This is a genomic window from Actinacidiphila epipremni (assembly GCF_012034175.1).
GTDB lineage: Bacteria > Actinomycetota > Actinomycetes > Streptomycetales > Streptomycetaceae > Actinacidiphila > Actinacidiphila epipremni.
This window is the reverse complement of record NZ_JAATEJ010000018.1, coordinates 53,716-65,803: the sequence shown is the minus strand read 5'-3', so window position 1 is coordinate 65,803 and position 12,088 is coordinate 53,716. Positions and strand designations below refer to the sequence as shown.

Sequence of the window (12,088 nt, the reverse complement as noted above, 5' to 3'; positions counted from 1 at the left end):
CCGTACCGCAGGGGCCGTGACGCGGGGTAGGGTCCGCCCGTGACCAGCGACATCACGCTCCTTGTGAACCCCGTCTCCGGCCGCGGCCGGGGCGCCCGGGCCGCCCGCCCGGCCGCCGACACGCTGCGCGCGGCCGGGCACACCGTCCGTACCGTCGTCGGCGCCGACGCCGCCGACGCGCTGGAGCAGGCCCGCAAGGCGGTGGACGGCGGGACCGCCGCGCTGGTCGCGGTCGGCGGCGACGGAATGGTCTCGCTCGCCGTGCAGGCCGTCGCCGGCACCGGCACCCCGCTCGGCGTGGTCGCCGCCGGCACCGGCAACGACTTCGCCCGGGTCAGCGGGCTGCCGGTGCGCGACCCGCACGCCGCCGGCACCGCGATAGCCGGCGCGCTGCGCGAGGGACGCAGCCGCGCGCTGGACCTCGGCCGGATCGGCGAGCGCTGGTTCTGCACCGTCATGGCCACCGGCTTCGACTCCCGCGTCAACGACCGCGGCAACCGTATGCGCTGGCCCAAGGGCCGCTTCCGCTACGACATGGCCATGCTCGCCGAGCTCGCCGCGCTGCGCCCCATCCGCTACCGGGTGCAGTTCGACGACGCTCCCGAGCGGGAGCTGGACGCGACCCTCATCGCGGTCGGCAACGGGTCCTCGTACGGCGGCGGCATGCGGATGTGCGCCGACGCCGAGATGGACGACGGGCTGTTCGACATCTGCGTCGTCGGCCCCTGCACCCGGCGCACCCTGCTGCGGGTCTTCCCGCTGGTCTACAGCGGCTCCCACCCGCGCCACCCGGTCGTCACCGTGCACCGCGCCGCCCGGGTGCGCCTGGCCGCGGCCGACGTGACCGCCTACGCCGACGGCGAGCGGGTCGGGCCGCTGCCGCTGACCGCGCGGACCGTGCCCGGGGCGCTGCGGCTGCTGGTCTGAGGTCGGGGCATAAAGATCACGCGGTGTGTCGGTGCCGCCGGGTAGGCTCGGAGACAAGATGACAGATGAGATGTCGCCGGCCGAACGCTACGCCGCCAGCCGTCGCCGCGCCGCAGAGAACGCCACCGCACTCGCACAGTTCCGCGAGCTGTACGAGTTCGGGCTTGACCCGTTCCAGATAGAGGCCTGCCGGGCGCTGGAAGCCGGCAGCGGCGTGCTGGTCGCCGCGCCCACCGGCTCCGGCAAGACGATCGTCGGCGAGTTCGCCGTCCACCTCGCCCTCGCCGAGGGCCGCAAGTGCTTCTACACCACCCCCATCAAGGCCCTGTCGAACCAGAAGTACAGCGACCTGGCCAAGCGGTACGGCGCGGCGAAGGTCGGCCTGCTCACCGGCGACAACAGCGTCAACGGGGACGCGCCGGTGATCGTCATGACCACCGAGGTGCTGCGCAACATGCTCTACGCCGGCTCCGCCGCCCTCGACGGGCTCGGCTACGTGGTCATGGACGAGGTCCACTACCTGTCCGACCGCTTCCGCGGCGCGGTGTGGGAAGAGGTGATCATCCACCTCCCGCAGTCCGTGACGCTGGTCTCGCTGTCGGCGACGGTGTCCAACGCCGAGGAGTTCGGCGACTGGCTGGACACCGTGCGCGGCGACACCGCCGTCATCGTCTCCGAGCACCGGCCCGTGCCGCTGTGGCAGCACGTGCTCGCCGGCCGCCGGATGTACGACCTGTTCGAGGAGAAGGCCGACGGCACCGGCCCGCAGGGCCGCCGCGAGGTCAACGCCGACCTCGAACGGCTCGCCCGGATGGAGAACCAGCGCACCTACCACCCGCGGGCCAAGCGCGGCCGGGAGGCCGACCGGGAGCGCGAGCGGCGGGCCCGCAGCCGGGTGTGGACACCCAGCCGCGCCGAGGTCATCGACCGGCTCGACAACGAGGGCCTGCTGCCCGCCATCACCTTCATCTTCAGCCGCGCCGGCTGCGAGGCCGCCGTCCAGCAGTGCCTGTACGCCGGGCTGCGGCTCAACAACGACGAGGCCCGCGCCCGGGTGCGGGCGATCGTCGAGGAGCGCACCCGCGCCATCCCCGACGAGGACCTGCACGTCCTCGGCTACTTCGAGTGGCTGGAGGGCCTGGAGCGCGGTATCGCCGCCCACCACGCGGGGATGCTGCCGGCCTTCAAGGAGGTCGTCGAGGAGCTGTTCACCGCCGGCCTGGTCAAGGCGGTCTTCGCCACCGAGACACTGGCGCTCGGCATCAACATGCCGGCCCGCTCGGTGGTACTGGAAAAGCTCGTGAAGTGGAACGGCGAGATGCACGCCGACATCACCCCGGGCGAGTACACCCAGCTCACCGGCCGGGCCGGCCGCCGCGGCATCGACGTCGAGGGCCATGCCGTCGTGCTGTGGCAGCGCGGCTTCGACCCGGGCGCGGTCGCGGGCCTGGCCGGCACCCGTACGTATCCGCTGCGGTCGTCGTTCAAGCCGTCGTACAACATGGCGGTCAACCTCGTGGGGCAGTTCGGGCGGCACCGCTCGCGCGAGCTGCTGGAGACGTCGTTCGCGCAGTTCCAGGCCGACCGGTCGGTCGTCGGGATCTCCCGGCAGGTGCAGCGCAACGAGGAGGGCCTGGAGGGCTACCGCGCGTCGATGACCTGCCACCTCGGCGACTTCGACGCGTACATGAACCTGCGGCGCGAGCTGAAGGACCGCGAGGCGAACCTGTCGCGGCAGGGCGCCGCCCAGCGCAGGGCCGCCGCGACCGACGCGCTGGAGAAGCTCAAGCCCGGCGACATCATCCATGTGCCCGCGGGCAAGTACGCGGGCCTCGCGCTGGTGCTGGAGCCGGGGCTGCCGGCCGGCCGGGCCGGCGGGCGCCACCCGCGCGACGGCGAGTACCACGACGGGCCGCGCCCGCTGGTGCTGACCGCCGAGCGGCAGGTCAAGCGGCTCGCCCAGCTGGACTTCCCGGTGCCGGTCGAGGCGCTGGACCGGATGCGCATCCCCAAGTCGTTCAACCCGCGCAGCCCGCAGTCCCGCCGCGACCTCGCCTCGGCGATGCGCTCCAAGGCCGGCACCGCCGGCTGGGCCGCGCCCACGCACCACCGCCGCAAGGAGCGGTCGGCCGCCGCCGACGACACCGAGATCATGCGGTTGCGCGCCGCCATCCGTGCACACCCCTGCCACGGCTGCGACGACCGCGAGGATCACGCCCGCTGGGCCGAGCGCTACCAGCGGCTGCGCCGCGACACCCAGCAGCTGGAGCGGCGCATCGAGGGCCGCACCAACACCATCGCCCGCACCTTCGACCGGGTGTGCGCGGTCCTGGCCGAGCTGGGCTATCTCGAAGGCGACAAGGTCACCGCCGACGGCCGCCGGCTCGCCCGGCTCTACGGCGAGCTGGACCTGCTGGCCAGCGAGTGCCTGCGCGACGGGGTGTGGGACGGCCTGGGGCCCGCGGAGCTGGCCGCGTGCGCCTCGGCGCTGGTCTACGAGTCCCGGCAGTCCGACGACGCGGTCGCGCCCAAGCTGCCCAGCGGCAACGCGCGGGCGGCGCTCGGCGAGATGGTACGGATCTGGGGCCGGCTGGACGCGCTGGAGGAGGACCACCGGATCAACCAGACCGAGGGCGTCGGCCAGCGTGAGCCGGACCTCGGCTTCGCGTGGGCGGCCTACCGCTGGGCCTCGGGGCAGAGCCTGGACTCGGTGCTGAGCGACGCCGACATGCCCGCCGGGGACTTCGTGCGCTGGTGCAAGCAGCTCATCGACGTACTGGGCCAGATCAGCGAGGCCGCGCCGGAGGGCAGCCCCGTGCGGCGCACCGCCCGCAAGGCCGTGGACGGGCTGCTGCGGGGCGTCGTGGCGTACTCGTCGGTGGGCTGACCGGGCCCCCGGGCCCGAGCAGCCCCGGACCTTCGGGCCCTCGCCCGGCCCCGGTCCGGCCCCGCGGGGCCGGGTCAGGTCAGGTGGGTGCAGGTCAGCGAGCCCTTGAGGGTGATCTCGGGGCCGGTGCCGCCGAACTCCTTGGCGATCTTCAGGCCGTCGACGGTCACCGTCCAGGTGTCGCCGTCCTTCTTCGCCGTGACGCCCTGCGACTGCGACGTCCGGCCGGAGTAGGAGACACCGTCGGGGGTGTTGAACAGCGCGACCTGGGTGGGGCTGTCGCCGGTCGTGGCGATGAAGGACGGGAAGATCTGCTTCTTGGCCAGCACGTCCGGCGTGGTCACCCCGATGAGCTTGCCGCTCTTGACCTCGCAGGCCACCCCGCCGGTGAAGTCGGCGCCGCCGGTGGCGGCACCGGAGTAGTCGAGGTGGCCCGAGGACTTGCCGGCCGGCTTGTCGGGCGTGGCGGAGGCGCTGCCGGGCGCGGTGGTCGCGCCGCCGGTGGCCGCGGCGCCGGTTGTGGCGGGCGCGGACGCGGTGGACTCGGCGTCGTCGGACTTCTTGCCGGAGGAGTCCGACGAGCAGCCGCTGAGCACACTGGCGGCGAGCGCCGCGCCGAGTATGGACGCGGTGAGTGCGGTGCGGTGGTGGCGCATGAGGCCGGTGTCCTCTCCCCGTGTATCGGTGGTCCGCGCCAGTGTACGGAGGGGGCGCGCGAACCCCGCGGTTCAGGTGGCCGCCCCGGGCGTCAGCCGCCCGCGCGGGCCAGGTAGCCGCGCCAGCCGCCGTACGCGGTGATGTCCGCCGCGCCGGGGAGGGCGGCCGGCTCGCACAGGAAGCCGGTGACCTGCGTGCCGTCGCGCAGCGTCACCGGGCCGAGCGCCATGGGGCGGGGGAGCGCCGCGGCGAAGGCGCCGAGGGCGGCGGGCGGCAGCTCCCACACCTCGGCCTCGATCGCCGCGCCGCCCTCGGCGACCCGCACCAGGGCCGGCTTGGCCGGCACGGTGTCCAGGGCGAACAGGCGGTACGCCGGGGCCGTCGCCGTGGTGGCCGCAAGCCGGGCGCCCAGGGCCAGCAGCTGCGGGTTGAGCGGCTGGCCCGACAGGTGCGCGCCGACCACGGCGAGCCGCAGCGGCGGCTCCAGCAGCGCGGCGATCCCGGCGATGCGCTCGTCGGTGCCGGCCGGGCCCAGCAGCATCACCCCGAAGGGCCGGCCGGCCACGCTGCCGCCGGGGACCGCCGCCGCGCACAGGCCGAGGAGGTTGGCGCTGTTGGTGAAACGGCCGAGCCGGGTGCTGGTCCCGACCGGGTCCGCGGCGACCTCGGCGAGCGTGGGGTGGCCCGGCGTGGTGGGCAGCAGCAGCGCGTCCGCGTCGCCCAGCTCCGCCGCGGCGCGCCCGCGCAGCACCGCGAGCCGCTCGCGGTCGGCGGCCAGCCGGTGCGCGGGGATGTCGCGGGCGGCCCGGATGATGCCGGCGACGGTCGGGTCGAGGTCGGGGCCGCCGCGGTCGACGAACGCGCCTACGGCGGCGTACCGCTCGGCGACGAACGCGCCGCCGTACAGCAGCTCGGCGGTCTCGGTGAAGGGCGTGAGGTCGAGCGGGCGCAGCTCGGCCCCGGCGGCGGCGAGGCGCCGCGCGGCGGCCTCGTACGCGGCGGCCCAGCCGTCGTCGAGTTCGCCGAGCTGCGCGGTGGGCGGCACGGCGATCCGCCAGGGGCCGGGGCGGCGCGGCGGGGCGGTGGGGGAGGCCAGCAGGGTGAGGGCGCGGCGGGCCTCGGGGAGGGTGCGGGCGAAGACGCTCACGCAGTCCAGGCTCGCGCACGCCGGGACGACGCCCTCGGTGGGGATCAGGCCGGGGGCGGGCTTGAGGCCGACGACGCCCTGGAAGGCGGCGGGGACGCGTCCTGAGCCGGCGGTGTCGGTGCCGAGGGCGAGGTCGGCGAGGCCGAGCGCGACGGCCGCCGCGGAGCCGGAGCTGGAGCCGCCGCCGATCCGGTCCGGGGCGAGGGCGCTGGCGACGGCTCCGTGCGGGCTGCGGGTGCCGGTCAGGCCGGTGGCGAACTGGTCCATGGCGGTGGTGCCCAGCACGATCGCGCCGGCGGCCCGCAGGGCGGCCACCGCGGGGGCGTCGCGGGCCGGCCGGTAGGCGTAGGAGGGGCAGCCGGCGGTGGTCGGCAGCCCGGCGACGTCGATGTTGCCCTTGACGGCGAGCAGGGTGCCGGCGAGCGGCAGCGCGTGCCCGGCGGCGGCCCTCGCGTCCACCTGCCGTGCCTCGGCGGTGACGTCGTGCTCGTCGCGCAGGGTGATCCACACCTCGGGCCGGCCGGCCCGGGCGATCGCCTCGTACGCCGCCCGTACCCGCTGCTGGGCTCTGGTCATGCTGCTTCCGTTCGTCGAGGGGCCGGGCTGCCTGCGGCGGGGGCCGCCGTCAGCGCGGGGCCAGGGTGAGCAGGGTCGTGCCGGGGGAGACCTGGTCGCCGGGCGCGACATGGATGCCGGCGACGCGGCCGGCGACAGGGGCGGTCACCGGGGACTCCATCTTCATCGCCTCCAGGGTGAGCAGGTGCTGCCCCGCGGCGACGGTGTCCCCGGGGCGCACCGCGAGCCGCCACACGCCCGCCGCGAACTCCGCCTCGACCGCGCAGCCGCCGGGCGGCACGGGCACCGCGTCGGGGGCGGGCGCGGCGCCGGGGGCCGCGGACTCGGCGCGGGCGAACTCGCCGGCCGCCTCCCACGCGGTGCGCTCGGCGGCGAAGGCGGCGGCCTGCCGGGCGCGGAACCGGGCGATCGGCCCGGCGTTCTCGGCGAGGAAGCGCTGGTGGTCGGCGAGCGCGAATTCGCCTTCTTCGACGTGGAGTTCGAGCCGCCCGGCCGCCATGTCGGCACGCAGGTCGAGGAGTTCGTCCGCGCCCACCGGATACCACCGGATGCGGTCGAAGAACCGCAGGCGCCACGGCTGCCGTACGCCCGCGGCGGCGTTCCGCGCCGACCACACCTGCACCGTCCGCCCGACGAACTGGTAGCCGCCGGGCCCCTCCATGCCGTAGACGCACAGGTAGGCGCCGCCGATGCCGACGGAATTCTCCGCAGTCCAGGTGCGCGCCGGGTTGTACTTGGTGGTGACCAGGCGGTGCCGCGGGTCCAGCGGGGTGGCGACGGGCGCGCCGAGGTAGACGTCGCCGAGGCCGAGGACGAGGTATTCGGCGTCGAAGACGGTGCGGTGCACGTCGTCCACGCTGTCCAGGCCGTTGACGCGGCGGATGAACTCGATGTTCCACGGGCACCAGGGCGCGTCGTCCCGTACGCCCGCCATGTAGCGGGCGATGGCCTCGCGGGTGGCCGGGTCGTCCCAGGACAGCGGCAGGTGCACGGTACGGCTCGGCACCACCAGGTGCTCGGTGGGCGGCAGTTGCTCCTCCGCCTCGCGCACCAGGTCCAGCAGCTTGCCGGTGGGCAGCCGTTCGGGGTCGACATGGATCTGGAGCGAGCGGATGCCCGGGGTGAGGTCGACGACACCGGGCAGCCGGCGGGCGGCGAGGTGCTCGGCGAGGGCGTGCACCCGCATCCGCAGGGCCAGGTCGAGGTGCATGGGCCCGTATTCGACGAGCAGGTTGTCGTCGCCGCTGCGCCGGTAGGTCACCGCGGGCCGCTCGCCGGTGGGTTCGGCGCGGCCGAGGACGCCGCCGTCGCCGAGCATTGGACGGCTTGCGACGGGCGGGGTGGCGGGCGCGGCGCGCAGGGCCGCGGCGGCGTCCTCGGTGACGGGCACGAAGCGCACGGTGTCGCCGGGCCGCAACTGGCCGAGTTTCCAGCGCTGTCCGGTCACGACGGTCGCGGGGCACACGAAGCCGCCGAGCGAGGGCCCGTCGGGGCCGAGCAGCACCGGCATGTCGCCGGTGAAGTCGACGGCGCCGACGGCGTAGGGCGTGTCGTGGATGTTGGAGGGGTGCAGGCCCGCCTCGCCGCCGTCGGCGCGCGCCCAGCGCGGTTTGGGGCCGACGAGCCGCACGCCGGTGCGGGCGGAGTTGAAGTGCACGCTCCAGGAGGCCGCGTAGAAGTCCCTGATGTCGTCCTCGGTGAAGAACTCCGGTGCCGCGTGCGGTCCTTCGACCGCGCCGATCTGCCACGCGGCGCCGATGGCCGGGCGCCGGGCGGGCGGCACGGGGGCGCCCGCGGCGGTGGTGGTGCCGCCGTGCAGGACGTCCGCGGTACGCAGCGCCCGCCCGCCGTGGCCGCCGAACTTCCCGAGCGTGAAGGTCGCGGCGCTGCCCAGGTACGGCGGCACGTCGAGCCCGCCGGCGACCAGGACGTACGTGCGCAGGCCCGCCTCCGCCGGCGCCCCGACGTCCAGGACGGCGCCGGGCGGCACGGTGACCGGCTCCCACTGCGGCACCGGCAGCCCGTCGAGGGTGACGGGCGCGGGCGCCCCGGTGACGCAGACAGTGGTGGCGTGGCTGAAGCGCAACGCCGGTCCCTGGAGGGTGCATTCGAGGCCGGGGGCGCCTTCGTCGTTGCCGAGCGCGGTGTTGCCGAGCCGGAACGACAGGTCGTCCATCGGCCCGCACGGCGGCACCCCGACGTGCCACAGCCCGGTGCGGCCGGGCCAGTCCTGGACGGTGGTGAGGGTGCCGGCCCGCACCACGTCGATACGCCGGGAGGTGTCGGTGACGCCGTCGAGGGTGGCGGTGGTGTGGCGGGCGGTGCGCAGCGCGGGTGCGGTGAGGGCGGCGCGCAGCAGGCCGAGGTTGGTCTCGATGCCGTCGATCCGGGTCGCCGCCAGGGCGGCGGCAAGTGTGTCCAGGGCCTGGGCGCGGTCGGCGCCGTGGGCGACGATCTTGGCGAGCAGGGGGTCGTAGGAGGTGGTGACCTCGGTGCCGGTCGCGACCCAGGTGTCGACCCGGACGCCGGGCGGGAAGTGCACCCGGGTGAGCACGCCGGCGCTCGGCCGGTGCCCGTGCGCCGGGTCCTCGGCGTAGACGCGGGCCTCGACGGCGTGCCCGGTGGGCCGGGGCGGCTTCGCGGGGGCTTCGCCGTCGCGGGCCAGCCGCAGCATCCACGCCACGAGGTCGACGCCGTAGGTCTCCTCGGTGACCGGGTGCTCCACCTGGAGGCGGGTGTTGACCTCCAGGAAGTACGCTTCTTCGCGCTCGGCGTCGAAGACGAACTCCACCGTGCCGGCCGAGCGGTAGCCGACCGAGGCGCACAACGCGCGGGCGCTGTCGTGCAGTTGCTCCCGTACGGCGGCCGGCAGGGCGGGCGCGGGGGCCTCTTCGAGGACTTTCTGGTGGCGGCGCTGGAGGGAGCAGTCGCGGTCGCCGAGCGTCACGACACCGCCGCGGCCGTCGCCGAAGACCTGCACCTCGACATGCCGGGCGTGCCGTACCAGGCGCTCCAGGAAGACCCCGGCGGAGGAGAAGCCGGCCGCCGCCGCGCGCTGCACCGGCTCCCAGGCGGCGGCCAGTTCGGCGGCGGAGCCGCATGCGCGCATGCCGATGCCGCCTCCGCCGCCGGTGGCCTTGAGCATCACCGGGTAGCCGAGGCTCTCGGCGGCGGCGAGCGCCGCGTCGAGGCCGGGCAGCAGCCCGGTGCCGGGCAGCAGCGGCACGCCGGCGGCCCGCGCGGCCTCCCGGGCGGTGTGCTTGGCGCCGAAGACCTCCAGATGCCGCGGCTGCGGCCCGACGAAGACCAGTCCCTCGGCCTCGCAGCGGCGGGCGAAGCCGGCGTCCTCGGACAGGAACCCGTAGCCGGGGTGGACGGCGCCGGCGCCGGTGGCCCGGGCGGCGGCCAGCACGGCGGCGGCGTCCAGGTAGCTCTCCTTGGCCGGCGCCGGGCCCAACCGGACCGCCTCGTCGGCGAGTTGCACATGGGGCGCGCCGCGGTCGGGGTCGGAGAAGACCGCGACGGTGCGCAGGCCCATGCCGCGGGCGGTGCGGATGATGCGGGCGGCGATCTCGCCGCGGTTGGCGACCAGCAGGGTGTCGAAGCTCATCGGGTCCCCGCCGCCTCGGGTGCGTCCGGTGCTTCGGGTGCTTCGGGTGCAGTGACCGTCATGCGTACCGGTGTCGGGTCAAAGCCGTTGCAGGGGTTGTTGATCTGGGGGCAGTTGGAGACCAGCACCAGCACGTCCCGCTCGGCCCGCAGCGTCACTTCGAGGCCCGCCGCGGACCGGCCGTCGACGATGCCGAGGGTGCCGTCGTCCTCGACGGGCACGTTCATGTACCAGTTGACGTTGCCGACCAGGTCGCGCTTGCCCAGGCCCCAACGGGCGCCCTCGGCGAGGAAGTTGTCGACGCAGGCGTGCTGGGACCAGGTGTGGTGGCCGTAGCGCAGGGTGTTGGACTCCTTGGAGCAGGCGCCGGCGATGGTGTCGTGGCCGCCGCAGGAGTCGGCGACGACCGTCATCAGCGGGGTGTGCTCGTTGGACAGCAGCACACTGCCGGTGGTGAGGAAGATGTTGCCCTGGGCCTGGAGGGTGTCCGGCGCGCTGTAGCGGACCGCGGTGTCGGCGGCGTCGTAGACGAGGAAGTCGACGGCCTGGTTGCCGTGCAGGTCGGTGACGGTCAGCAGGCCCCCGGCGGGGACCACCGCGGACCAGGGCGCGCGGGCGGGTACGGTCACGGCGGTCATCACAGCCCCCTGGCGGTCAGGTGCTCGGCGGTGTTCTGGAAGGCCCGGCGCCCCTCGGGCGTGTCGTCCCACAGCGGGTCGCCGGGGCCGGTCGGCTGCCCGGCGCGGGCCCGCACCTCCAGCGGACCGCACACGTACGCCGGGTTGGGGTCCAGCGGGTGGGGCACGTTCGCCAGCAGCACCGTCAGCGGCATCTCGGCGCGCAGCGTCACCGCGGTGCCGGGGCCCGCGGAGCCGGTGAACTCCAGGGCGCCGTCCGGCTCGACGCGCACGCCCTGGAAGAACGACAGCGAGGGCGGCAGGTCGCGCGGGGCCAACCCGTGCTTGGCGGCGGCCAGTTTGAACAGCTCGCGGCCGGCGGGCGTGCCGCCGTGCGGCGAACCGTCGCCGTAGCGCGCGGTGTTGCGGGCGGCCGTGGACGTCCCGCACAGGGTGTCGTGCCGCCCGCTGGTGTCGGCGACCAGCGAGGCCAGCACCCGGCCCTGGTCGGACAGCAGCAGCCGGCCCGCGCCCAGGTAGGCGTTCCACTGCACCTTGACGGTGTCCGCGACGTTCAGCCGCTCCCAGGGCGCGCCGGTGACGTACAGCAGCACATGCGCGCAGGCCGTGCCGGTCGGGTCGGCGAGCCGCAGCTCGGTGCCGCGGGCCACGGCCTTGTGGGTGTAGTTGCCGCCCGCCACGTTCTCGGCCCACACCAGGCCCTCGGGCGCCGGCACCAGCGGCATCGCCGCGGTACGCCGGCCCTGCTGCGCCCGGGCGTGGTCCCTGGCCCCGTACGTCGTCCCTGTCGCCACGGTGCACCTCCCTCATTTCTGTCGTGCGACAGAAATTAGGTCGGTGCGGATTCCGGCCCGTTGCCCGTGAGTTGCGGCCCGGTTACCGCCCCCTCACCGCGGCCCGCCGACCGGCGGGGAGCCCGGGCGCTGTGCGACGATCGCGCGGTGAGGACGAGCGGTGCGGACGGTACGGGCGGCGGGAGCGGTGCGGGCGGTGGCGGAGGTACGGGCGGTACGGGCGGTGGGTACGGGGCCGGCGGGCGGCGGGTCGGCCGGCCGCGGGCGCAGGCCCGGCCCGACAGCGGGCTCAGCCCCCGGCAGGAACTGCTGGCCGCCGCCGCGGAGTTGTTCACCACCCGCGGCTACACCGCGACGACCACCCGGGCCATCGCCGAGCGGGCCGGCATGCGGCAGGCGTCGATGTACCACTACGTCGGCGGCAAGGAGGACCTGCTCGCCGAGCTGCTGGAGGGCACCGTCACCCCGTCGCTTGCCCTCGCGCACGCCCTGCTCGCCGACGCCGCGCGGCCGGCCGAGCAGCGCCTGTGGGAGCTGTGCCGCGCGGACGTCGCGCTGCTGTGCGCCGGCCCGTACAACCTCGGCGCGCTCTACCTGCTGCCCGAGGTCCGCTCCGAGCGCTTCACGCCCTTCCGCGCCGCCCGGGACGAACTGCGCGCCGCCTACGGGGCGTTGCTCGCCGCCACCGCCGCCGGCGGCGCGCTCGGGCCGCAGGAGCTGGGCCTGCGCGCGGACCTGCTCTTCGCGCTCATCGAGGGCGTCATCCTCACTCCCCGCACCCACCCCGCGCCCGCCTTCGCCGCCGCCACCGCCGACGCGGCCCTGCGCCTGACGGGCTGCCGGCCGGCCTGA

General features: G+C 75.5%; 8 protein-coding genes. 3 read left to right on the top strand and 5 right to left on the bottom strand.

Annotated elements, in window-relative coordinates:
* The first annotated feature begins 39 nt into the window (after nt 1-39).
* The gene (locus HCN08_RS21325) at nt 40-927 is read left to right on the top strand and encodes a diacylglycerol kinase (protein WP_167984785.1); all 888 of its coding nucleotides are present in this window, start codon (nt 40-42) and stop codon (nt 925-927) included.
* A gap of 58 nt (nt 928-985) precedes the next feature.
* On the top strand, nt 986-3,814 hold the full coding sequence (locus HCN08_RS21320) for a DEAD/DEAH box helicase (protein ID WP_167984784.1): 2,829 nt from the start codon (nt 986-988) through the stop codon (nt 3,812-3,814).
* 74 nt (nt 3,815-3,888) lie between these two features.
* On the opposite strand, the gene HCN08_RS21315 is transcribed toward HCN08_RS21320, so the two are convergent.
* From HCN08_RS21315 to HCN08_RS21295, 5 genes are all read right to left on the bottom strand, one after another.
* Nucleotides 3,889-4,470 (bottom strand): hypothetical protein, encoded by a 582-nt coding sequence (locus HCN08_RS21315; RefSeq protein ID WP_167984783.1) that lies wholly within the window; start codon nt 4,468-4,470, stop codon nt 3,889-3,891.
* Nucleotides 4,471-4,562: 92 nt separating this feature from the next.
* Nucleotides 4,563-6,194, bottom strand: coding sequence for an allophanate hydrolase (locus HCN08_RS21310; RefSeq protein ID WP_167984782.1), 1,632 nt, complete (start codon nt 6,192-6,194; stop codon nt 4,563-4,565).
* 49 nt (nt 6,195-6,243) lie between these two features.
* Nucleotides 6,244-9,804 (bottom strand): urea carboxylase, encoded by a 3,561-nt coding sequence (gene uca, locus HCN08_RS21305; RefSeq protein WP_167984781.1) that lies wholly within the window; start codon nt 9,802-9,804, stop codon nt 6,244-6,246.
* Complete coding sequence (locus HCN08_RS21300; protein WP_167984780.1) at nt 9,801-10,442, bottom strand: urea amidolyase associated protein UAAP2; 642 nt, start codon at nt 10,440-10,442, stop codon at nt 9,801-9,803. The genes uca and HCN08_RS21300 overlap by 4 nt, the downstream gene beginning before the upstream one ends.
* On the bottom strand, nt 10,442-11,236 hold the full coding sequence (locus HCN08_RS21295) for an urea amidolyase associated protein UAAP1 (RefSeq protein WP_167984779.1): 795 nt from the start codon (nt 11,234-11,236) through the stop codon (nt 10,442-10,444). The genes HCN08_RS21300 and HCN08_RS21295 overlap by 1 nt, the downstream gene beginning before the upstream one ends.
* 147 nt (nt 11,237-11,383) lie before the next feature.
* On the opposite strand from HCN08_RS21295, the gene HCN08_RS21290 reads away from it, so the two are divergent.
* The gene (locus HCN08_RS21290; RefSeq protein ID WP_167984778.1) at nt 11,384-12,088 is read left to right on the top strand and encodes a TetR/AcrR family transcriptional regulator; all 705 of its coding nucleotides are present in this window, start codon (nt 11,384-11,386) and stop codon (nt 12,086-12,088) included.